The following is a 22,398-nucleotide window of genomic DNA, read 5'->3' on the forward strand; positions in this document are numbered from 1 at the left end:
CGCCCCGTCCCTCCTGCCCGTAGGTAAATGCTGCTGTGAGTAAAGACTGTTCTTCGGACGGTACCCCAGCATGGGCGCCCGCGACCGCCTTCCCCTGCTCCAACGGCGGGATGGCGGTGAGGGTTCCCGTTCGGGGCCTGCTCACCCGGCGGAACCGGAAAGCGTCACTCGCCGCCGTAAACGTGCGGGGCGAGCGTCCCGACGAACGGGAGATTGCGGTACTTCTCGGCATAGTCCAGGCCGTACCCGATGACGAACTCGTTCGGGATGTCGAAACCGATCCACTTCACGTCGATCGCGACCTTTGCGGCATCCGGCTTGCGCAGCAGGGTGCAGACCTCGAGCGAGGCCGGCTCGCGGGAGCCGAGGTTCGACAGCAGCCAGGAGAGCGTCAGACCCGAGTCGATGATGTCCTCGACGATCAGGACGTGCTTGCCCTTGATGTCGGTGTCCAGGTCCTTGAGGATCCGGACGACACCCGAGGACTGCGTGCCCGCGCCGTAGGACGACACCGCCATCCAGTCCATCGTGACGTCGAGGGAGAGCGCACGCGCCAGGTCCGCCATCACCATCACAGCGCCCTTGAGGACACCGACGAGCAGCACGTCCTTGCCCGCGTACTCCGCGTCGATCTTCGCGGCGAGCTCCGCCAGCTTCGCGTCGATCTCTTCCTTGGTGATGAGCACCGACTGGAGGTCGGCGCCCATGTCTTTCTGGTTCACCCGGGTCACTTTCACTTGGGTGCTGGGCCTGTCCCGGCATTTCGGCCGGGGGTCCGGGGGCCCGTGACGCCAGTTTCTGGTGCCACAGTCCCCGGGAAGACACAGCGTGCGGTTCAGCCTTGCCGAATGACCAGTCTGCCACCCTGCCGCTGAGCCTCGACGCGGCCGGGCAGGTTGATGGCCCCCTGCCCCCGCCACCCGGTGATCAGCCGGTCCATCTCCTCGATGTGCCGGGCGAAGAGCGAGCCCGCGGGGGAACCGGCCGCGATGGCGTTGCGCCGCAACACCCGGCGCCGTACCGCGGGCGGCAGCGCGTAGAGCTTCACGCACTCCAGCTGCCCGGTCTCGTCCCGTACGGAGAGATCGGCGTCCAGGGCCCAGGCGTCCAGGGCGTCGGCATCGTCGCGGGAGAGCTGTGCGGTGCGGGCCAGGGCCTCGACCACGCCTTTGCCGAGGGATTTCTCCAGCGCGGGCAGCCCCTCGTGGCGCAGCCTGGAGCGGGTGTACGAGGGGTCCGTGTTGTGCGGGTCGTCCCAGACGGGGAGCTGCTGGATCAGACAGGCCTTGCGGGCCGTCTGGCGGTCCAGCTGGAGGAAGGGGCGGCGGTAGCGTCCGGCCGCCCCCGAGACGGCCGCCATGCCGGAGAGCGAGCGGATGCCGGAGCCGCGGGCGAGGCCGAGGAGGACCGTCTCCGCCTGGTCGTCGCGGGTGTGGCCGAGGAGGACGGCGGTCGCGCCGTGGCGCTCGGCTGCGGCATCCAGCGCGGCGTACCTCGCGTCGCGGGCGGCGGCTTCGGGGCCGCCCTCGCGGCCCACGGTCACGGCGACGGACTCGACAGGGCCGAGGTCCATCGCGGAGAGCCGGGAGACCACCTCGGCGGCGCGGATGTCGGAGCCGTCCTGGAGGCCGTGGTCGACGGTGATGCCACCGGCCCGCACGGGCAGCTTGCGCGCCTCGAATGCGAGGGCGGAGGCGAGAGCCATGGAGTCGGCGCCGCCGGAGCACGCGACGAGCACGAGGGGCGTGGGGGGCACCTCGTGCGCGGTGGGGTGCGCCTGGGGATGGGTCGGGGGATGGTCCAGAGCTTCGTTGAGTACGTCGTTCAGTACGCGGCGAACCGCCAGGCGTATCGCTGCGACCGCAGGATGGGGACCCATGTCCGGTGCCCTTCGGTGGAGTTGGGGGGTGCACTTCCGTCACACAGAGTGCGTAGATGGTGACAGAAGCGGGCCGTTACCCGAGCATTGCACGCCTACCCACCGGCCACGGTCCCTCAGATGGGTGATTCGAGGGGCGTTCTCCTGCCGTCGGCCGCGTCCGGGTCAGGAGTCTGCTTTACGGTGCACCCGCGCGATCCAGTCCGCCGGTTTGGCGATCTCCGCTTTGGTGGGGAGCGTGTTCGGGGAGGTCCAGACGCGGTTGAAGCCGTCCATGCCCACCTCGTCCACCACGGCCCGTACGAAACGCTCGCCGTCGCGGTACTGCCGGAGCTTGGCATCGAGGCCTAGGAGCTTGCGAAGCGCCTGGTCAAGGCGGGAAGCGCCCTTGGCGCGGCGCTGCTGGAACTTCTCCCGGATCTCGTTCACGGACGGCACGACCTGCGGGCCCACACCGTCCATCACATAGTCGGCATGCCCTTCCAGAAGGGACATTACGGCGGTCAGCCGGCCAAGGATCTCGCGCTGGGCAGGGGTCTGGACCAGCTCGACGAGGGAGCGGCCGCCCTCGTCGTCCTCGCCCTCGGGCCTGTTGCCCGTGAGCGACTGGGCGGCCTCGCGCAGCCGCTCCAAAACGGTCATAGGGTCCACTTCGGTCTGATCCAGGAATGACTGGATCTCGCCCTCGAGGTGGTCACGCAGCCACGGCACGGCGGTGAACTGGGTGCGGTGGGTCTCCTCGTGCAGACAGACCCAGAGCCTGAAGTCATGGGGATCCACGCCCAGTTCGCGCTCGACCTGGACGATGTTGGGGGCCACCAGGAGCAGCCGTCCGCCGCCGGTCTCGGACGCGGGCAGATCGCGGGACGCGGGCGCGAAGGTCTCGTACTGCCCGAGGACCCGGGAGGCCAGGAAGGACAGCAGCATCCCCAGCTCCACACCGGTGACCTTGCCGCCGACGGCGCCGAGCACCGCCCCGCCCGCGGAGTTGCCGCGCCGTTCCTGCATCTTCTCCAGGAGCGGCTTGAGGATCTCCCGGAAGCCCGCCACATTGGCCCTGACCCAGCCGGCCCGGTCGACGACCAGGACCGGGGTGTCCTCCGGCTCCTGCCCTTCCGGGATCATCCTGGTGAAGGCGCGCACATGCTCCTCGGCCGCTTTCGCGTGCCGGCGCAGCTCCGCGACAACCGCCCGCGCCTCGTCCCGGCTCACGTCCGGACCTGGCCGCACGAAGCGGATCGCGGTCGCCACCGCGAGATTCCAGTCGACCATCCCCGATGTACCAGCACCACCGATACGCGTCATGCGGTCAACCGTACGTTGCCTTCTTGTCCTGCGGTGAGGTGTTGGGAGGCGTGGGTTGCCCTGTGGCCCGGCGGGTCAGGAGAGTTTCCTGGTGGCCAGTGCCGTGGCCAGCCGGTCGAGTGCGGGCTGCGCGGAGAAAGGGGATGCCGTGTCCGAAGCGAGGAAGGCGAAGGAGAGCAGCCGCCCGTCGGTCGCCACCACCGTGCCCGCCAGGGTGTTCACCCCGGTCAGGGTGCCCGTCTTGGCGCGGACCAGGCCGGTGCCAGAAGCGCTGCCCGTGTAGCGGTCGGCGAGCGTGCCGCTGAAACCGGCGATGGGCAGTCCGGTGAGGACGGGGCGCAGCTTCGGGTGGGCCTGGTCCGCGGCGCGGGCGAGGACGGTGGCGAGCAGGGCGGCGGTGACCTTGTCGTTGCGGTCGAGGCCGCTGCCGTCGGCGAACTGGGCGTCGGAGACCGGGAGTCGGAGCTTGTCCAGCTGGGCCTTGACCGCGCGTCCCGCACCTTCGAAGCTCGCCGGTTCGCCCGCGGCGAGGGCCGTCTGGCGGGCCAGAGCCTCGGCCAGGTCGTTGTCGCTGTTGGTCAGTGCGCGTTCGACGAGGGCGGAGAGCGGGTCGGAGTACGTACGGGCGACCGGGACGGAGCCGGCGGCCGGCCGGGCGGGGGCGGATCCGGGGTCCGCGGTGACGCCCCGGTCCGCGAGCATCTCCGCGAACGCACGGGCCGTGTCGCCCGCCGGGTCGCCGGTGCGCGGGGCCGGACCGTGGTCGCTGCCGTCCACGCGGCCCTCGTCCGTCATCAGGGCGACCACGGGGGCGATGTTGTTGTTGATACCGATCGGGTGGATTTCCGGGCCCTCGTAGAGCGAGGTGTCGTACGAGAGGTCCACGGAGGTGACACCGCGGTCGCGCAGGACCCGGACGGTGTCGTCGGCGAGCGCCCGCAGCCGGTCCTTGGAGAGGGTGGGGTCGCCGCCGCCGACCAGGGTGAGGTGCTTGCCGTCCGGGGTCGCGTCGACGGTCGTGGCGATGCGGTGGCCGGGGCCGAGGACCGAGAGGGCCGCGGTGGTGGTGGCGAGCTTGACGGTGGAGGCGGGGGTCATGGCGCGGTCGGCGCCGGATCCGTACAACAGCCTGCCGGTCGCGGTGTCGATCACCGCGGCGGTACGGACCGAGCCGAGCGCGGGGTCGGTCAGGAGCGGGTCGAGGGCCGCGGCGAGGGTCTGCTGTGCCGGTACGTTGGCACAGCAGACCCTCGCCGCGAGTACGCCGGGGGCGCTCGGGGCGGGCGCGGGGGCGCGGGTGCGCGCCGGGTCCGGGTGATGTGCGCCACCTACGGAGACCCGGGGGCCTGCCAACTCCCGCTCGGCCTTACGCTGACCTGAGTCCCAGGGCCCGGCCAGCGCCACCGCCCCGGTCGCGGCAAGAAGGCCGAGCACGGTGGAAACCGCTACGTACTGCCGTGTCGTGAGCGTCTTCAGCTTCGGCATCGGCACCTCGGAGCAGCCCCTTTCGCGATCACACACCTGCGTGAGGGACACTTAACCACCAGACGCTTGTGTTGATCATGGAGGAGCCACCCGTGGAGTTCGACGTCACCATCGAGATCCCGAAGGGTTCGCGGAACAAGTACGAGGTGGACCACGAGACCGGCCGGATCCGCCTGGACCGTCGACTCTTCACCTCGACCAGTTACCCCGCGGACTACGGATTCGTCGAGAACACCCTGGGCGAGGACGGCGACCCGCTGGACGCCCTCGTCCTGCTGGACGAGCCGACCTTCCCCGGCTGCGTCATCAAGTGCCGCACGATCGGCATGTTCCGTATGACGGACGAGGCCGGCGGCGACGACAAGCTGCTGTGCGTCCCCGCGACGGACCCGCGCGTCGAGCACCTGCGCGACATCCACCACGTGTCGGAGTTCGACCGCCTGGAGATCCAGCACTTCTTCGAGGTCTACAAGGACCTGGAGCCCGGCAAGTCCGTCGAGGGCGCCGACTGGGTCGGCCGTACCGAGGCCGAGGACGAGGTCAGGGCCTCCTACAAGCGCCTTGAGGCGCAGGGCGGCGCGCACTGACGCGCTGTTGCGACTGAGCTGTTCCTTCGGGCGGCGTACTCCTTCGGGAGTACGCCGCCCTTCGGCGTATCAGGAGCCGCCCGACCGGGGCAGGATGCGCAGGTCAGCGCCGTGCGGGTTGGTCATGACCGTGGTCATACTGGGCAGGCACGTGACACAGGTGAGGAGGGTTGGTGGCTGAGAGCGACGGTCCCGAGGACCGCAAGCCCGCGTCCGACGAGGCGCGGAGTGCCTTTTCGGCGCCCGCCGGGGTGGGCCAGCCGAACGAGGGCGAGGCGTCCACCACCTCCGAGTTCGCCGTCCCCGCCGGGCTCGCCGCCGAGGCCTCCGCCGGACCCGAGGGGTCCGCCTTCACCCACCCGCACACGTACAGCGTCCGTGACTCCCCCACCGCCTTCACGCCGGCCCATGGCATTCCCATGATCAAGCTGGCCAAGGAGGCGCCCTGGCAGGACCGGATGCGCACGGTGCTGCGGATGCCGGTCAGCGAGCGGCCCACGCTGGAGCCCGCGCAGAAGCAGGACGACGCGGGACCCGCGGTGCCGCGCGTGCTCGACCTGACACTGCGTATCGGGGAGCTGCTGCTCGCGGGCGGCGAGGGCGCCGAGGACGTGGAGGCGGCGATGTTCGCCGTCACCCACGCGTACGGACTCGAACGCTGCGAGCCCAACGTCACCTTCACCCTGCTGTCCATCTCGCACCAGCCGTCGCTGGTCGACGACCCGGTCTCGGCGAACCGGACCGTACGGCGCCGGGGCACCGACTACACCCGGCTCGCGGCCGTCTATCACCTCATCGACGACATCACGTCGGAGGACGTCGAGGTCTCGCTGGAGGAGGCCTACCGGGGACTCGCCGCGATCCGCAGGAACCGCCACCCCTATCCGGGCTGGGTGCTGACCGGGGCCAACGGGCTGCTGGCCGGTTCGGCGTCCGTGCTCGTCGGCGGTGGGCTGCTGGTGTTCATCGCGGCGGCCATCGGCGCGATGCTGGGCGACCGGCTCGCCTGGCTGTGCGCGGGGCGCGGGCTGCCGGAGTTCTACCAGTTCGCGGTGGCCGGGATGCCGCCCGCCGCCATGGGCGTCGCACTGGCCCTGGCCGATGTGAATGTGAGCGGCTCGGCGGTGATCACCGGTGGGCTCTTCGCACTGCTGCCGGGGCGGGCGCTGGTGGCCGGGGTGCAGGACGGGCTGACCGGGTACTACATCACGGCCTCGGCGCGGCTCCTGGAGGTCGTCTACTTCTTCATCGCGATCGTCGCGGGCGTGCTGGTCATGCTGTACGTGGGGCTCCAGCTGGGCACCGACAACCTCGACGCGGAGGCCGCGCTGCACGTCGTATCGCGGCCCGTGGTGCAGATCCTCGCCTCGGTGGTGCTCTCCTTCGCCTTCGCGGTCCTGCTGCAGCAGGACCGCTCGACGGTGTTGCTGGTCGCCCTGAACGGGGGCGTCGCGTGGGTGATCTACGGGGCGCTGACGTACGCGGCCGGGTTCTCGCCCGTGCCCTCCACGGCTATCGCGGCCGGGCTCGTGGGGCTCTTCGGGCAGCTGCTGTCCCGCTACCGGTACGCGTCGGCGCTGCCTTACGTGACCGCGGCGATCGGGCCGCTGCTGCCGGGCTCTGCGACGTATTTCGGGATGCTCTACATCGCCCACAACGACATGGACAAGGGGATGACGTCGCTGGCGAAGGCGGGGGCGCTGGCGCTGGCGATCGCCATCGGGGTGAATCTGGGGGGCGAGATCTCGCGGCTGTTCATGCGGGCGCCGGGGGTTGTGGGGGGTCAGCGGAGGGCCGCGAAGCGGACCCGTGGTTTCTAGGGGGCGGGGTTTGCTCGGGGCTTCGCCCCGGGACCCCCGTAAGCGACCTTCGGTCGCCTGCCCTCAATCGCCGGACGGGCTTGATATGGCTGACGTCCGCTCGCACGTGCACGCGTTTCAAGCCCGGCGAGGCAAAATCAAGCCCGTCCGGCGATTGAGGACAAAAAAGCGGCCGGAGGTCGCTTGCCCCGCCTCAGACCCGCGTCAGCGCTTGGCGTGGCGGCCGCGTTCCGGGGACTGGGGCTGCGACGGCGCCTGGGCCTTGGCCTCCGGGCGGGGCTCCTTCTTCGCCTTGGAGCGGGCCCTCAGGAACTCGATCGCGATCGGCACCACCGAGACCAGCACGATCGCGACCAGGATCAACTCGATGTGCTTGTTGACGAAGTCGATCTTGCCGAGGCCTGCCCCCAGCAGCGTCACTCCCACGCCCCACAGCGTTCCGCCGATGACGTTGAAGATCACGAACGAGCGGTAGTTCATCCGGGAGACGCCCGCGATGATCGGCGTGAACGTCCGGACGATGGGGACGAAGCGCGCCAGGACCAGGGACTTCGGGCCGTACTTCTCGAAGAACTCGTGCGCCTTCTCCACGTTCTCCTGCTTGAACAGCTTGGAGTCCGGGCGCCTGAAGAGCGAGGGGCCCACCTTGCGGCCGAAGAGATAGCCCACCTGGTCGCCCGCGATCGCGGCGATCGCCACCAGGACGCAGACCAGCCACAGCGGGGTGTCCAGCTTGCCCGTCGTGACCAGCAGGCCCGTCGTGAAGAGCAGCGAGTCGCCGGGCAGGAAGAACCCGATCAGCAGGCCGGACTCCGCGAAGACGATGACCAGCAGGCCGATGAGGCCGAAAGTGCTGATCAGGTAGTCGGGGTCCAGCCAGCTCGGTCCGAGCGCGAGAGTGTTCACGGGGTTCCGGGCTCCTGGGTCAGTCGGCAGGCACGGGTGTGCGGGTAAATGGCTGGCCAAAGTTATCAACGCAGATCCAGCTTCCCAGGTTCCACCGCTTCCCCGGGCGTGCGCCATGTGCAGATCGGGACAAAGCTGTGCGTCAGGAGGTGATGCCTGATGAGCATCGAGGATTTCGGCGGCGGCCAGGCCGCACAGGCCGATGTGCTGGTCGTGACCACGAACGACGTACCCGGCTTCGAGGTGCAGCAGGTCATCGGTGAGGTGTTCGGGCTGACCGTGCGCTCCCGCCATATCGGCAGCCAGATCGGCGCCGGGCTGAAGTCGATGATGGGAGGCGAGCTGAAGGGGCTGACCAAGACGCTGGTGCAGACCCGTAACCAGGCCATGGAACGGCTGGTCGAGCAGGCGCGGTCACGGGGCGCCAATGCGGTGCTGATGATGCGCTTCGACGTCACCGAGGCCGCTGACCTCGGGACCGAGGTGTGTGCGTACGGCACGGCGGTCGTGATCGCGAAGAAGTAGCGCAAGAAGTAGCGCAGGAAGTAGCAGCGGACGGGGCCGTTGCGGGCCGGGGCGCGCCCCGGCCCGCAACCGTCAGTCCCGTCGGCGTGCCGCGTTCGCGCGGATCGCGTCGCGCAGGTGCTCCGCCAGGCCGGGGCGAAGCGATTCGTAGTACGACCGGAACTGGGGGTCCGAGACGTACATCTCACCCAGACCGGTGTGGATCTTGGGGTGGCATGCGAAGAACCACTTGGTGGTGTGGGCGCGGTGCGCCTCCGCCAGGTCCATGGCCCGCTCCCCCGCAGGGTCCTCGCCGTCCGCCATCACGGCGTTGTAGCGCTCGCCCCAGTCGGCGATCTCGGCCTGCATCTCCTTCCAGTCGTCCTTGGTGTAGCGGGCGACCCTGCGCTGCGACTCCTCGTACGACGCCGTGCCGCCCCAGCGGCGGGCCGACTCCTCGGCGTACGCCTCCGGGTCCTTGTCCCCGAAGACCTCGAACTTCTCCTCGGGGGTGAGATTGATGCCCATCTTCCGTGCCTCCAAGGGGGTCCCCCCTGCTCCTTAAGAGCTTGGGGGAGTGTTCGACGGCCTCGGCCATCCGGGTCAGCTCGGCGATCCGGGCGGACAGCAGCTCGTGCCGGCGCCGCAGGTGCTCCCGCAGGTCCGTCGCGGGGTCGTCGAGCAGGGCCGCGATCTCGTCGAGCGGGAAGCCGAGCTCCCGGTAGAACAGGACCTGCTGCAGCCGGTCGAGGTCGGCGTCTTCGTACCGCCGGTGGCCCGCGTGGCTGCGGCCGCTCGGGGAGAGCAGGCCGATCTCGTCGTAGTGGTGCAGCGTGCGCACCGTGACGGATGCGAAACCGGCGACCTGGCCGACCGAGTAACTCTTCGTCTTCTGCATGACTGCTTCCGCGCTCCCTTCCCGACGAGCCTCGGGCCTCACGTGACGTGAGGTGCAAGTCGTGTGCTGTTTGTCGTATTTGGATGGTTATGGTGAGCCGTGGCCACCGAAGTGCAGTCCCCCGCACCCGATTCCGCACCCGCCTCCGCGCGCGCCCTGCTGCCGCTGATCCTGCCCTCGCTCGCCGTCGGCGTCGGCGCAAGCCTCGTACTGCTGGCCGTGAGCGTGCTCGCCGAGAAGCTCCAGGACGTGCTCTGGACGACACTCCCTGACGCGCTGGGCATCGGCGGGTACTCCTCGCTCTGGATGATCATCATGCTCACCGCCACCGGGATCGCGGTGGGACTCGTGGTGTGGAAGGTGTACGGGCATGCCGGCCCCGATCCGGCCACCACCGGACTCGTCGACCCCCCGATGGCCCCCGGCATCGTGCCAGGACTGCTGGTGGCGACCGCGCTGGCGCTGGCGGGCGGGGTCAGCCTCGGCCCCGAGAACCCGATCACCGCCGCCAATATCGCGCTCGCCTACTGGCTCGGACAGAAGGCCTCGGCGAAGCTCCCCGGCGCGATGTGGGTCTCGCTCGCCGCCGCGGGCACCATCGGGGCGCTCTTCGGGACCCCGATCGCCGCAGCCCTGATCCTCTCCGAGACCTTCACCGGGCGGCCGGGGCCCGGTTCGCTCTGGGACAAGCTGTTCGGGCCGCTGGTGGCGGCCGGTGCGGGCGGGCTGACGACCGTACTGATCGCCCACCCGAGCTTCGACATCAAACTCCCCGCCTTCGATGGACCGGGCTGGGGCGATGTGCTCGCCGCCCTGGTGGTGGCCCCGGTGGCGGCGGCGCTCGGGATGGTCGCCGTGTACGCGTTCCCGTACGTCCACCGGGCCTTCCGGGGACTGAAGCACCCGGTCCTCATGCTCACCGCGGGCGGCCTTGCGCTCGGCCTTCTCGGGGCGCTGGGCGGGCATCTCACGCTCTTCAAGGGGCTCGACGAGGTCAAGGTGCTGGGGGCCGACCCGGAGGGCTGGTCGGCGGGGGCGTTCGCGGCGATGACCGTGATCAAGCTGGCCGCGCTCGTCGTCGCCTCGGCCGCCGGGTTCCGGGGCGGGCGCATCTTCCCCGCCGTCTTCGCGGGCGTCGCGCTGGGGCTGTGCGCGCACGCCCTGGTGCCGGGTGTCCAGCCCGCGCTCGGCGTGGCCTGCGGGGTGCTCGGGATTCTCATGGCCGTCACCCGGCAGGGCTGGCTGAGCCTCTTCACGGCCGCCGTGCTGATCGTCGACATGAATGTGCTGCCGCTGCTCTGCGTGGCCACCCTGCCCGCCTGGCTGATCGTGGCCGGGCGGCCCCAGATGCAGCTGCGTGAGGACGGCTCCCCGCTCCGGTAGGGGTGCAGTAGGGGCGATATGTCCGTATCGTCGCCTCAGGGGGCCGATCAGGAGGTACACCCATGCCCGCGCCCAAGGTCGCCGTCATCTACTACTCGGCCACCGGCACCGTCGCCACCATCGCCAAGGCCATCGCCGAGAGCGCCGAGGCGGCAGGCGCCGAGGTCAGGCTCCGTAAAGCCCAGGAACTCGCCCCGCAGGCCGCGATCGACTCCAACCCCGCCTGGGCCGCCAATGCGGCGGCCACCGCGGACATCCAGGAGGTCTCGCCCGACGACATGGTCTGGGCGGACGCGGTGATCTTCGGTTCGCCCACGCGGTACGGGAACATCGCGTCCCAGCTGAAGCAGTTCATCGACACCCTGGGCGGCCTCTGGCAGGAGGGGAAGCTCGCCGACAAGGTCTACAGCGGCTTCACCGCGAGCGCCACGGCGCACGGCGGCCAGGAGTCCACGCTCCTCGCGCTCTACAACACCGTCCACCACTTCGGCGGGATCCTCGTCGCGCCGGGGTACACGGACCCTTCGAAGTTCGTCGACGGGAACCCCTACGGCACCTCGCACGTGTCCGGGCAGGGCGACATCCCGGTCGGCGACCAGACGCTGACGGCCGCCCGGGTGCAGGCTGAGCGGGTAGTGAAGTACGCACGCGCACTGGTGGGCTGACCAAGAGCGAGGAGTACGGGCGATGGCACTGCACAGGGGAAAGAGCGACGACGCGGAACAGTCGCTGGCCGTCAACCCCTTCTTCGGGGAGGCCAATCCGGTCGCCGGGATGGCCACGGCCCCGCCCAAGCACCGGCTGCCCGATACGCCGCTGACGCCCGCGACGGCGTATCAGCTCGTCCACGACGAACTGATGCTGGACGGCAACTCCCGGCTGAACCTGGCCACTTTCGTCACGACGTGGATGGAGCCCCAGGCGGGGATCCTGATGGCGGAGTGCCGGGACAAGAACATGATCGACAAGGACGAGTACCCGCGCACCGCCGAGCTGGAACGGCGGTGCGTGGCCATGCTCGCCGATCTGTGGAACGCACCCGATCCCGGGACGGCGGTGGGGTGTTCGACCACCGGGTCGAGCGAGGCCTGCATGCTGGCCGGGATGGCCCTGAAGCGGCGCTGGGCGAAGCGGAACGCCGACCGCTATCCGGGTGCCGGGGCCAGGCCCAATCTCGTCATGGGCGTCAACGTCCAGGTCTGCTGGGAGAAGTTCTGCAACTTCTGGGAGGTCGAGGCGCGGCAGGTGCCGATGGAGGGCGACCGGTTCCACATCGATCCGCAGGCCGCCGCCGACCTCTGCGACGAGAACACCATCGGCGTGGTCGGCATCCTCGGTTCCACCTTTGACGGGTCGTACGAACCGATCGCCGGCCTCTGCGCGGCACTGGACGCCCTGCAGGAGCGCACCGGGCTTGATGTGCCGGTCCATGTGGACGGGGCATCGGGCGCCATGGTCGCACCCTTCATCGACCCCGAGCTGGAGTGGGACTTCAGGCTGCCGCGGGTCTCCTCCATCAACACCTCGGGGCACAAGTACGGGCTCGTGTACCCGGGAGTGGGCTGGGCGCTGTGGCGCTCGCCCGCCGAGCTGCCGGAGGAGCTGGTGTTCCGGGTGAACTACCTGGGCGGCGACATGCCCACCTTCGCGCTGAACTTCTCCCGGCCCGGCGCCCAGGTGGTGGCGCAGTACTACACGTTCCTGCGGCTGGGGCGCGAGGGCTACCGGGCCGTCCAGCAGTCGACCCGGGACGTGGCGCGGGGGCTGGCGGAGCGGATCGAGGCGGTGGGTGACTTCCAACTCCTCACCCGGGGCAATGAGTTGCCCGTCTTCGCCTTCACCACGGCGGACGACGTGAAGGCGTTCGACGTCTTCGATGTGTCCCGCCGGCTCCGGGAGCGGGGGTGGCTGGTCCCCGCGTACACCTTCCCGGAGAACCGGCAGGACCTGTCCGCGCTGCGGATCGTCTGCCGCAACGGCTTCTCCGCGGATCTGGCGGAGCTGCTGATGGAGGACCTCGGTTCACTGCTGCCCGAACTGCGGCGGCAGAGCGGGCCGTTGAAGCGGAGCGAGTCGGTGGCGACGGCCTTCCACCACTGAGGACTCACCGGCTGAGGACTCACCGGCTGAGGCGGCGGAAGCGGCGTACGGCGAGCGGGAAGAAGAGCGCGGTCAGGGCCAGGGGCCAGGCGACCGCCAGCAGGGTCGCGTGGGATGCGGCCCAACTGGTGCCTGTCACGGCCGGGTTGCCGAAGAGGTCGCGTACGGCTGTCGCCGTCGCCGACATCGGGTTCCACTCCACGGCCGCGCCCAGCCAGCCCGGCATCGACTCCGGTGTCGCAAAGGCATTGGAGAGGAATCCGACCGGCCAGACCAGGATCTGGACGGCCTGCACCATCTCGGGGCGCCCCGCCACCATCGCCAGATGGATGCCTATCCAGAGCATCGCGAAGCGGAAGAGGAGCAGCAGGGCGACCGCGCCCAGGAAGGACGCGGCACCGCCGTGCGTACGCCAGCCGATCGCCCATCCGACGCCGATCATCACCAGCAGGCCCGCCGCCGACTGCAGCATGTCGGCCGCGCAACGGCCCACCAGGACCGCCGAGTTGGCCATCGGCATCGAGCGAAAGCGGTCGACCACGCCCTTGCCGAGGTCCTGGGTGACCGCGAGCATCGTCCCTTCCAGGCCGAAGGCCATGGTCAGGGCGAGCATGCCGGGGACCAGGAAGTCGACGTAGTCGCCCTGCACCCCGGCGCCGCCGCCGACCAGGAAGCCGAACATCAGCAGCAGCATCACGGGGAAGACCAGGCCGACCACGACCTGCACGGGCTGCCGCGCCCAGTGGGCGAGTTCGCGCCGGGTCATCGTCCAGGAGTCGGTGAGTGCCCAGGCCAGTGCGGTGCTCATGCGTGCTCCTTCGTGAGGTGCAGGAAGACCTCGTCGAGTGTGGGGCGGCGGATCGCCATGTCCTCGGCCTCGATGCCGGCCGTGTGGAGGGCCCGTACGGCCTGCGTCAGCGCCGCCATCCGGTCCTTGGCCGGGGCGCTCAGCAGCCGGCGGTCGGTGTCGACCGTGAGATCGAGTGGCAGTGCGGACGCCGCGGCACCGAGCTGGGCCGCGTCCCGCAGGACGATGTCGATGCGGTCGCCGCCCAGGTCCGACTTGAGCGCGTCCGCCGTGCCCTCGGCGATCACCTGTCCGGATCCGAACACCGAGATGCGGTCGGCCAGTTGGTCCGCCTCCTCCAGGTACTGCGTGGTCAGCAGTACGGTCGTGCCGCCCCCGACCAGGGAGCGCACCGCGTTCCACACCTCGGTGCGGCCGCGCGGGTCGAGGCCGGTCGTCGGCTCGTCCAGGAACAGCACCTCCGGGTCGGTGATCAGCGAGGCCGCCAGGTCCAGGCGGCGGCGCATTCCGCCGCTGTACTGCTTGACCGCCTTGCGGCCGGTGTCCGAGAGGCCGAAGCGGTCGAGGAGTTCGTCGGCCCTGGCCCGCGCGCGCCGCGCGCCCAGGTGGTGGAGGCGGCCGAACATCTCCAGGTTCTGCCGACCGCCGAGCTCCTCGTCCACGGCCGCGCTCTGGCCGAGGAGGCCGATCCTGGCCCTGACGTCGGCGGCCTTCCGTACGACGTCGAAGCCCGCGATCTCCGCCCGGCCCTCGTCGGGGCGGAGCAGCGTCGACAGGATGCGGACGGCCGTGGTCTTGCCCGCGCCGTTGGGGCCGAGCACCGCGTGCACCGTGCCGGGCGGGACGTTCAGGTCGAGGCCCTTCAGGGCCTGCTTCTCTCCGTACCTCTTGCCGAGTCCCTCGACGATGATCAAGCTGTGCTCTCCCCGCTCCTAGTCAAACTTGATTAGCTGCGGATGGAGAAGGTACTGCCCGTTCCTTCATTCGTCAAACTTGATTAGTCAGGATCTTTCGTCGCGTACGGGTTCTCCTGGCCCTCCGCCAGGACCCCGACGAAGGGCTCGCCCTCGCCCGCGAAGACGTACGCACCGGACTCGATCCGCCCGATCAGGCCGCGCGTCCACTCGGCCCCGCCGTCCGCCGTGTGGATCCAGAAATTCATGATCTCGCCGATGTGGCCGAGCTGCTCCGGGCCTTCCTCGGGCACATAGTGCTCGGTGACCGCGGAGCGCCAGGCCTCGATGGCGGCGATCCGCTGCCGGAGCAGTTCGACGGCCTCGGCGCGCTCCAGGTCGACGATCATGCCGAGCGCCGCCGACATCACGTCCATCTTCTGGTCGTACGAGACGAGCGCGTCGCGCAGCAGCCGGAAGTACTCCTCGCGGCCGGCCTCCGTCAGCTCGTACTCCGTGCGGGGCGGGCCGCCGGCCGTACTCGGGGCGATCTCGTGCGCCAGCAGCACGCCCTGCTTCGCCATCTGCTTGAGGGCGTGGTAGATCGAGCCGGGCTTGGCGTTGGACCACTCGTGCGCGCCCCAGTACTCCAGGTCGTTGCGGACCTGATAGCCGTGCGCACGCCCGTGCTGGCGGACCGCTCCGAGTACGAGCAGACGGATCGCTGACATGGAGGTCACATTAGGCGGTCCAGGTCAACCAGCTCGAACGCGGTCTTCCCGTCGAGCGACTCACGGATGATGTCGGCGTGGCCCGCGTGCCTGGCGATCTCCTCGACCAGGTGCAGCATCAGCCAGCGGTGGGAGACCTTGCCGTCCTTGGGGAACCACGGCGCGGGGGGCAGCGGGAACGTGATGTCGAGGCTGGGCGTCGTGCGGACGAATTCCTCGGTCTCCCGGGTGACCCCTTCCCAGAAGGCCAGCAGCTGCGGGATGGTCTCGTCGCCCACCAGACGGAAGCTGTCCCCCCAGGTCTCCTGGTCGCGGGCGTGCTCATTGGGCTTCTGCTGGGCCATCCGCAGCCAGTTGAGCTCCATCTCCGCCACATGCTTGAGCAGCCCGGAGAGCGAGAGCTCACTGGCGCTGGGGCGGCTCGCCGCCTGCTCCTCGGTCAGACCGATGACCGAGCGCCGGATCGCGCCGCGCTGGGCCTCGACGAAGGCCAGGAGCGCTCCGCGCTCGTCGCCCTGGGTCTCTGCGTTGACGTGCGTGACCATGGTGTTCCTCCCGGTTGGTGTAGGCACAAAGCTACGGACCATTGAGGACAGGTTCTGTCCTCAATGGTCCGTGGAAACGCAGTCGCTTGAAGCAGTTGCTGGACGTAGTTGCTAGAACGGGAATCCGCTGCGGCCGTGCTGGATGGAGATCCACTGCTGGGTGGTGAAGGCGTCGGCCATCGAGTCGCCGTTCAGCCTGCCGAGACCCGAGCGCTTCTCGCCGCCGAAGGGGACGATCGGCTCGTCGTGGACGGTGCCGTCGTTGATGTGGATCATGCCGGTGCGGATCCGCTTGGCGAGGCGTACACCGCGCTCCACATCACCGGTGTGCACCGCACCGCTCAGTCCGTACGGGGTGTCGTTGGCGATCCGTACCGCCTCCTCCTCCCCGTCGAACGGGATCAGGAGCGCGACCGGGCCGAAGATCTCCTGATGGAGGAGCGGGGAGTCGGCCGGCAGGTCGGTCAGTACGGAGGGCGAGACCAGATTGCCCTCGGTGGTGCCGTGCAGCAGGGCGGTCGCGCCCGCGGCCACGGCCTGCTCGACGACCGAACTGACCGCTTCAGCCTGGGAGTTGTTGATCAGCGGGCCGATGTGGGTCGCCGGGTCGGCCGGGTCGCCTGTCTTGAGGGTCTTGACCTTGGCGACGAACTTCTCGGTGAACTCCGCCTCGACCGAGCGGTCGATCAGGATGCGGTTGGCCGCCATGCAGACCTGGCCCTGGTGCACGTAACGGCTGAAGACCGCCGCGTCGACCGCGTAGTCGACATCGGCGTCGTCCAGGACGATCAGCGCGCTGTTGCCGCCGAGCTCCAGAATGGCGTGCTTGAAGTTCGCGGCGCAGACCGTGGCCACGTGCTGGCCGACCTTGTCGGAGCCGGTGAAGGAGATGACCTTCGGGACCGGGTGGGTGAGCAGCGCGTCGCCGATCTCGGCGATGTCGGTGACCACGACGTTCAGCAGCCCTGCGGGCAGGCCCGCGTCCTCGAAGAGCTTCGCCACCAGGGTGCCGCCGCAGATGGGGGTGTTCTGGTGGGGCTTGAGGACAACGCCGTTGCCGAGCGCGAGGGCGGGCGCGACGGACTTGAGGGAGAGCAGGAAGGGGAAGTTGAAGGGGCTGATGACGCCCACGACACCGACCGGCACGCGGTAGACCCGGTTCTCCTTGCCGTCGACCGGCGAGGGGATGATCCGGCCCTCGGGGCGCAGCGACAGCTGGACCGCCTCGCGCAGGAACTCCTTGGAGAGGTGCAGCTCGAAGGCGGCCTTCAGCCGGGTGCCGCCGAGTTCGGCGACGATGGCCTCGGCTATCTCGTCCTCGCGCTCCTCGACCAGACGCAGGGCGCGCTCGAAGACGGAGCGGCGTGTGTAGGGGTTGGTGTCGGCCCAGACGACCTGCGCACGCTCGGCGGCACGGTAGGCCTGGTCGACCTCGTCCGCGGTGGCGACGGTGATCGAGGCCAGCTTCGTATCGTCGTACGGATTGAAGTCGATGATGTCCCAGGAGCCGTTGCCGGACTTCCACTCGCCGTCGATGTACTGACGGTCCAGGTCACTGAAGAAGGACATGAGATCCCCTACTACGCAAGCAGATGCGCGACGCCTAAGGCCTGATGTCGCGTCATCGTACTGGTGTTTCAGGGGAGTTGAAGTAGACCCCTCAACAGGTCCCTGGTCTTCTCGGGGGTCGCGCTGTCCCGCCGGATCTGCCCGAACGCCCGCTCGTACTGGGCGACATCCTCACTCTTGTCCAGATAGAGCGCGCTGGTGAGCTGCTCCAGATAGACCAGGTCGGACAGGTCCGACTCCAGGAAGCGCAGCATCCCGAAGGACCCGCTCTCGCCCGCGTGCCAGCCGGAGGAGAACGGCATCACCTGGAGCGTCACATTGGGCATCTCGGAGACTTCGAGGAGATGCAGCAACTGGGCCTGGATCACAGCCGGGTTGCCGTCCGGGGAGCGGAGGAGCGCTGCCTCGTCGAGTACGGCGTGGAACGTCGGGCCCCGCTCGTCGACCAGGACCTTCTGGCGCTCCAGGCGCAGGGCGACCCTGCGGTCGACGGCGGCGGGGGAAGCATCCGGGTTGCCGCGGGCGACCACGGCGTGTGCGTACGCCTCGGTCTGCAACAGACCGTGCACGAACTGCACTTCATAGATACGGATCAGGGATGCGGCGCTCTCCAGGCCGACGTACGTCTGGAACCAGCCGGGCAGGACATCGCCGTAACTGTGCCACCAGCCAGACATATTGGCCTCCCGGAGGAGGCCGAGCAGCGGCTCCCGCTCGGCGTCGTCGGTGACGCCGTACAGCGTGAGCAGATCCTCGACGTCCCTGGCCTTGAAGCTCACCCGTCCCAACTCCATGCGGCTGATCTTGGATTCCGATGCGCGGATCGAATAACCGGCCGCCTCGCGGGTGACGCCACGCGACTCACGCAGCTTCCTGAGTTGAGACCCCAGCAGGATGCGGCGTACGACGGATCCGTTCTCTCCGGTCGACACTGCGTCATCCCTCCCCTAACCGATGGTGTGTGCGATGCCGCAGTCTGCCACCAAAACGCTTCAGCCTGTACTCAAACGATTACGGAGATGGCAAAAGAGCAAAACCGGCGAGTAGGAAGAGAGAAAAAAGTGGAAGAACCTTGATGGGAGATATGAGCAAGAACCATCACGGCAGCACCCAAGTCCGGCGCGTGCACGTGCATCTGCCCTTGCATCTGCCCTACGCATTCGGAACCATGGTCCCCGCGCACCTGCGTTCTCGTACCACCGCCCGCTCGCCACGGCACATTTGGCTGCCACGGCCGCGATTCCCGGGAGTGCCTCGCATGGGGACGAATGGATCGACCGTGCTCGAGTCGTTGGAGCCATTAAGGCAGGGCCTTCCCCCCATCGACCCCGCAGCGGTTTCCAGCTCCGCCTCGTGCGCGCTGCCCACCCGCTACGAAGCGGTCGGCGGGGCGAGACAGTTCACCAGGTCGACGCTGGCCGGCTGGGATCTCAGCGACCGTTTCGACGATGTCGCCCTGGTCGTATCGGAGTTGGTCACCAACGCGCTGCGCCATGCACTGCCCTCCGACACCCCGCGCGACGACGGCGACGAGCCGCCGGTGCGGCTGCATCTGATGCGGTGGACCTCGCGGCTGGTGTGCGCGGTACGCGACCCCAGCCATGTGTCCCCCGAGCCGCAGGAGCAGGAGTCGGACGACTTCTCGGCGGAGTCCGGGCGCGGGCTCTTCCTGGTGGAGTCCTTCGCGGACAGCTGGGGGTGGCACCCGCTCGCGGGAGCGCTGCGCGGCAAGGTGGTCTGGGCGCTGTTCCGCCTGCAGACGGACTGAACGGACCGAACGGGCTTAAAGGGCCGAACGGACTGAGACGACCGACCGGGGTGCGGCCCGGGTCGGACAGTCGGCCCGTCGGACAGCCGGCCCGTCGGCTATGCGTCGGCTATGAGGTGGTCGAACTCCCCGGCCTTCGCACCTATCAGCATCGATTCGATCTCGGCCGGGGTGTAGACGAGGGCAGGACCCTCCGGGTGGCGTGAGTTCCGTACCGCCACCTCACCGCCCGGCAACCGGGCGAACTCCACACAGGAACCCTGCGAGTTGCTGTGCTCCGACTTCTGCCAGACGACCCCGTGAAGCTCCGTTGCCGCCATGCCGTTGTACGCGTGGTGCACAGGAAGCTCCCTGGTAGTGCAGATGTCAACTGCATCGGATCATAGCTGCGTTCACGTGCGGGTGCATGGGAAGATGCACGTGCACGCGGGGTGTTCGACTCGCTACAGCTATGACGCGAACGGCGGCCTTACGGCTCCGGTCGCGCAACTCCTCCTGGTAGCTTGACGCGTTCGCGTAGTCGACTCACAGGGGGAATGAGCAGTGCGCAGGCTCGTACGTACGACCGCACTCACCGCCGTCGCGACCGCCGCCGCACTGGCGCTCGCCGGCTGTTCCAGCAGCGACAAGGACACGTCCGACAACGGCTCGGCCACCGCGGCGGCCTCGAAGTCACCGGCGCCCACCGGTGACAGCGGCAGCAGCACAGGCGGCGGCAGCGGCAAGTCCGCCGACATCGACGGCACTTGGGTCGCGCAGACGGACGGCAAGACCATCGCCCTGTCGGTCAGCGGCAAGATCGCCGCCATCGCGGGCGAGCACGTCTGCACGGGCACCGTCGCCGACATGGGCAAGCAGATGCTGACGCTGAAGTGCGCGGACGGGAACACCGACCGCACGATGGGTGCGGTGGAGTCGGCCGACGGCAAGACGCTGGTGGTGTCGTGGGACGCCGGCATCAAGGACACCTTCACCAAGCCCGGCGACATGAAGCTGCCGAGCGGGATCACGCTGCCCAAGACCTAGTCCCTGCCGCTTAGTTCCTGCGCCCTTCCTCGTCCAGGGCCTCGGAGAACTCCTCCAGGGATTCCAGGACCAGGCCCGCCCCCTTGCGCACCACCCGGTCGGGCACCCCCTCGCCGTCCCAGGCGGCGAGGGCCTCGCGCACCTCGTCCCACTTCGGGGCGCGCCGGTCCCGTACGGCCTTCGCGCCCTTCTCGGTGGAGTGGCGCAGCGCGTCGGCCAGCACAGCGGCGGCCGGGACGGGGGTCGTGGAGCGTTCCGGCAGATGGGCCTCCATCAGCATGGAGACGCGGCCGAGGCGGTCCAGGGCGTGCGCGGCGTCGTCGGCGGCGGCACGGGAGAGGCCCCGGTGGCGTACCGGCTCGGTGGCCGCACGGGCGAGCGCCTCGTGCCAGGCGACATCCGCCGCGCGTACCGCGAGCAGCGATTCCCGTACGTCGGAGCGGCGGGCGCCCGCCGGGTCCGCGTAGTGCGAGACCACCTCGGCGGAGTAACGGCCCACCGCCACAAGCCAGTCGGCGAGGCGGGTGCGCAGCCGCGGGGTCTCCCAGGCCGGGTAGACGGCGTACGAGATCATCGCGAGCAGCCCGCCGAGCAGGGTCAGGATGACGCGGTCGGGGACGGTCTGCGTCCACTCCAGACCGCCCATGCCGAGCAGGAAGACCACATAGGCGGCGACGAAGATCTGGCCGACGGCGTACCCCGTGCGCATCAGCAGGTACATCAGCCCCGCGCTCAGCACCGCGAGGCCCGCGGACAGATACATGCCGGGGTGGGCCAGCTGCACGACCGCGGTGGTCAGCGCGACGCCGACGAGGGTGCCGCCGAAGCGGGCGATCGCACGGCCGTACGTCTGCGTGAAGTCCGGGCGCATGATCATGACGGCGGCCATCGGGGCCCAGTAGCCGTGGCCGAACGGCAGGACCTCGCCGAGCAGATAGCCGATCGTGGCGACGACCGCCATACGCAGCGCGTGCCGGTGGATGGGCGAGTCCCGGCGGGTGACCTCGCGGCGCATCGAGCGGACGACGACGGGGACGAGCCGGGTGAGGCTGGGGCGCAGCAGCGGTTTGGCGGGGTCGTCCACGGTGGTGCCCGTGCCCTGCGCGGTCTCCACGACGTCCCGCAGGAGGGCGATCAGGCGCACGGCGGAGCGGTGGGCGGGTCCGGTGAGGACGGCACCGGTGTCGGGGGTCTTCAGGGCCGCGAGCGCGGGGGCCGGGATCTCCATCGGCTTGCCGTGCCGGATGGCGTGGGCCGAGGCATCCAGTACGGAGGCCGCCGCGGCCAGGATCTCCCGGGCCCGGTCGCGTTCGGGCCCCTCGGCGGGTGCGCCGACCGAGGGGTCGGCGAGGGAGGCGATCACGGGCCTCATGCGCTCGGCGATGCCACGGGTGCCGTGCAGTTCGGAGGGGCGGCGGCGGGCCTGGCGCGCGCTGACGGCGGCGGCGCTGCGGGCCGTCATGAAGGGGATGGCGTCGAAAGGGGCGTGCGGGTCCTGGCGGAGGCGGCGGGCGTAGTCGGCCTCGGCGGCGAGGGCGTCGGCGAGCGCGTCGCGCTGGGCGCCCCATCTCCGTACGGGAAAGATCACGATCAGCGCGGCCTGGACGAGGCCGCCGAGCGCGATCATCCCTGCGTGGCCTGCGGCGTTGGAGACGGAGGTGGGGAGGGTGACGGTGACCAGCATGATCGCGACGTTGGAGGAGGCGATGATGCCGGCGGTGGGGCCCGCGGCCCAGGCGAGGCCGGCGAGGAACGTCCAGAGCGCGAGCAGCACGATGAACAGGGCGCCCTGGGTGCCGGTGAGATACCCGACGAACGTCGAGACGGCGAGGCTGGCGCCGGAGACGAGGGCCAGGACGGGGCGGGGCCGCCAGCTGCGCTGGAAGGTGGCGACGGCGGCCGAGTAGGCGCCGAAGGCGGAGCTGGCCGCGGCGGCCGGGGTGGAGAGGGCGAGGCTCAGGCCGATGACGATGGCGAGGCCGGTGGCAGCGCGGATGGCGATGAGCGGTTCCAGGCGGCGTCGCTCGATCTTGAGGCCCGAGCGCGCGGCCTCCTTCAGCGCGCGGAGCCAGCTCATGGGGTCGAGGGTAGCGGTGTTTGCGGGCAAACCGGGACTTATGGGTCCTGGGGACCGGGGCGGGCCTGCGCCCCTGGGGGCTCCGCCCCCAGACCCCCGCTCCTCAATCGCCGG

Annotated in this window: 21 protein-coding genes and 1 pseudogene; 8 read left to right on the forward strand and 14 right to left on the reverse strand. The window is 69.7% G+C overall.

Annotation, left to right across the window (positions count from 1 at the left end; all coding sequences use genetic code 11):
- Positions 1 to 164 precede the first annotated feature (164 nt).
- The 4 genes from hpt to dacB form a co-directional block, all read right to left on the reverse strand.
- A complete protein-coding gene (gene hpt / locus J0695_RS16805) occupies positions 165 to 707 on the reverse strand; it encodes a hypoxanthine phosphoribosyltransferase (RefSeq protein ID WP_206962891.1) in 543 nt (180 codons plus the stop codon).
- 128 nt (positions 708 to 835) lie between these two features.
- Positions 836 to 1,879 carry a tRNA lysidine(34) synthetase TilS gene (tilS, locus tag J0695_RS16810; protein ID WP_206962871.1) on the reverse strand — a complete coding sequence of 348 codons (1,044 nt, stop codon included), beginning with the start codon at positions 1,877 to 1,879 and terminating at the stop codon, positions 836 to 838.
- Positions 1,880 to 2,044: 165 nt separating this feature from the next.
- A complete protein-coding gene (locus J0695_RS16815) occupies positions 2,045 to 3,184 on the reverse strand; it encodes an Rv3626c family coenzyme F420 biosynthesis-associated protein (protein WP_206962872.1) in 1,140 nt (379 codons plus the stop codon).
- Positions 3,185 to 3,259: 75 nt separating this feature from the next.
- Positions 3,260 to 4,669, reverse strand: coding sequence for a D-alanyl-D-alanine carboxypeptidase/D-alanyl-D-alanine endopeptidase (gene dacB, locus J0695_RS16820; protein ID WP_206962873.1), 1,410 nt, complete (start codon positions 4,667 to 4,669; stop codon positions 3,260 to 3,262).
- A gap of 92 nt (positions 4,670 to 4,761) precedes the next feature.
- Between dacB and J0695_RS16825 the strand changes: the two genes are divergently transcribed.
- Positions 4,762 to 5,256: an inorganic diphosphatase gene (locus J0695_RS16825; protein WP_206962874.1), complete on the forward strand. Its 495-nt coding sequence runs from the start codon at positions 4,762 to 4,764 to the stop codon at positions 5,254 to 5,256.
- Positions 5,257 to 5,426: 170 nt separating this feature from the next.
- Complete coding sequence (locus J0695_RS16830) at positions 5,427 to 7,076, forward strand: threonine/serine exporter family protein (protein ID WP_206962875.1); 1,650 nt, start codon at positions 5,427 to 5,429, stop codon at positions 7,074 to 7,076.
- Between the two features lie 204 nt (positions 7,077 to 7,280).
- On the opposite strand, the gene J0695_RS16835 is transcribed toward J0695_RS16830, so the two are convergent.
- Complete coding sequence (locus J0695_RS16835) at positions 7,281 to 7,982, reverse strand: DedA family protein (protein WP_206962876.1); 702 nt, start codon at positions 7,980 to 7,982, stop codon at positions 7,281 to 7,283.
- Positions 7,983 to 8,141: 159 nt separating this feature from the next.
- Between J0695_RS16835 and J0695_RS16840 the strand changes: the two genes are divergently transcribed.
- On the forward strand, positions 8,142 to 8,507 hold the full coding sequence (locus J0695_RS16840; RefSeq protein WP_206962877.1) for a YbjQ family protein: 366 nt from the start codon (positions 8,142 to 8,144) through the stop codon (positions 8,505 to 8,507).
- A gap of 72 nt (positions 8,508 to 8,579) precedes the next feature.
- Here the strand turns inward: J0695_RS16840 and J0695_RS16845 are convergent.
- Positions 8,580 to 9,384: pseudogene (locus tag J0695_RS16845) on the reverse strand (MerR family transcriptional regulator).
- A 99-nt stretch (positions 9,385 to 9,483) separates the two neighbouring features.
- Here J0695_RS16845 and J0695_RS16850 point away from each other — a divergent pair.
- From J0695_RS16850 to gad, 3 genes are all read left to right on the forward strand, one after another.
- Positions 9,484 to 10,767 carry an ion channel protein gene (locus J0695_RS16850; protein WP_206962878.1) on the forward strand — a complete coding sequence of 428 codons (1,284 nt, stop codon included), beginning with the start codon at positions 9,484 to 9,486 and terminating at the stop codon, positions 10,765 to 10,767.
- 62 nt (positions 10,768 to 10,829) lie between these two features.
- Entirely contained in the window at positions 10,830 to 11,432 is a 603-nt protein-coding gene (wrbA, locus tag J0695_RS16855; protein WP_206962879.1) for an NAD(P)H:quinone oxidoreductase, read from the forward strand.
- A gap of 22 nt (positions 11,433 to 11,454) precedes the next feature.
- Positions 11,455 to 12,867, forward strand: a complete 1,413-nt coding sequence (gene gad / locus J0695_RS16860; protein ID WP_206962880.1) for a glutamate decarboxylase — start codon at positions 11,455 to 11,457, stop codon at positions 12,865 to 12,867.
- Positions 12,868 to 12,886: 19 nt separating this feature from the next.
- Here gad and J0695_RS16865 read toward each other — a convergent pair whose 3' ends face one another.
- From J0695_RS16865 to J0695_RS16890, 6 genes are all read right to left on the reverse strand, one after another.
- Positions 12,887 to 13,675, reverse strand: a complete 789-nt coding sequence (locus J0695_RS16865) for an ABC transporter permease (protein ID WP_206962881.1) — start codon at positions 13,673 to 13,675, stop codon at positions 12,887 to 12,889.
- Positions 13,672 to 14,589 (reverse strand): ATP-binding cassette domain-containing protein, encoded by a 918-nt coding sequence (locus tag J0695_RS16870; RefSeq protein WP_206962882.1) that lies wholly within the window; start codon positions 14,587 to 14,589, stop codon positions 13,672 to 13,674. Before J0695_RS16870 ends, J0695_RS16865 begins: the two co-directional genes overlap by 4 nt.
- An 83-nt stretch (positions 14,590 to 14,672) precedes the next feature.
- On the reverse strand, positions 14,673 to 15,299 hold the full coding sequence (locus J0695_RS16875) for a PadR family transcriptional regulator (RefSeq protein WP_206962883.1): 627 nt from the start codon (positions 15,297 to 15,299) through the stop codon (positions 14,673 to 14,675).
- A 5-nt stretch (positions 15,300 to 15,304) separates the two neighbouring features.
- Complete coding sequence (locus J0695_RS16880; protein ID WP_206962884.1) at positions 15,305 to 15,844, reverse strand: DinB family protein; 540 nt, start codon at positions 15,842 to 15,844, stop codon at positions 15,305 to 15,307.
- Positions 15,845 to 15,955: 111 nt separating this feature from the next.
- Positions 15,956 to 17,413, reverse strand: coding sequence for an aldehyde dehydrogenase family protein (locus tag J0695_RS16885; RefSeq protein WP_206962885.1), 1,458 nt, complete (start codon positions 17,411 to 17,413; stop codon positions 15,956 to 15,958).
- A 68-nt stretch (positions 17,414 to 17,481) separates the two neighbouring features.
- The gene (locus tag J0695_RS16890; RefSeq protein WP_206962886.1) at positions 17,482 to 18,345 is read right to left on the reverse strand and encodes a Sco1979 family transcriptional regulator; all 864 of its coding nucleotides are present in this window, start codon (positions 18,343 to 18,345) and stop codon (positions 17,482 to 17,484) included.
- A gap of 326 nt (positions 18,346 to 18,671) precedes the next feature.
- Between J0695_RS16890 and J0695_RS16895 the strand changes: the two genes are divergently transcribed.
- Positions 18,672 to 19,181, forward strand: a complete 510-nt coding sequence (locus J0695_RS16895) for an ATP-binding protein (RefSeq protein WP_206962887.1) — start codon at positions 18,672 to 18,674, stop codon at positions 19,179 to 19,181.
- A 98-nt stretch (positions 19,182 to 19,279) separates the two neighbouring features.
- On the opposite strand, the gene J0695_RS16900 is transcribed toward J0695_RS16895, so the two are convergent.
- On the reverse strand, positions 19,280 to 19,522 hold the full coding sequence (locus J0695_RS16900) for a DUF397 domain-containing protein (protein ID WP_206962888.1): 243 nt from the start codon (positions 19,520 to 19,522) through the stop codon (positions 19,280 to 19,282).
- 202 nt (positions 19,523 to 19,724) lie between these two features.
- On the opposite strand from J0695_RS16900, the gene J0695_RS16905 reads away from it, so the two are divergent.
- Complete coding sequence (locus J0695_RS16905; RefSeq protein WP_206962889.1) at positions 19,725 to 20,207, forward strand: hypothetical protein; 483 nt, start codon at positions 19,725 to 19,727, stop codon at positions 20,205 to 20,207.
- A 10-nt stretch (positions 20,208 to 20,217) separates the two neighbouring features.
- On the opposite strand, the gene J0695_RS16910 is transcribed toward J0695_RS16905, so the two are convergent.
- The gene (locus J0695_RS16910) at positions 20,218 to 22,284 is read right to left on the reverse strand and encodes an FUSC family protein (RefSeq protein ID WP_206962890.1); all 2,067 of its coding nucleotides are present in this window, start codon (positions 22,282 to 22,284) and stop codon (positions 20,218 to 20,220) included.
- Positions 22,285 to 22,398 lie beyond the last annotated feature (114 nt).

This window comes from Streptomyces beijiangensis, assembly GCF_017315755.1.
GTDB classification, from domain to species: Bacteria; Actinomycetota; Actinomycetes; order Streptomycetales; family Streptomycetaceae; genus Streptomyces; species Streptomyces beijiangensis.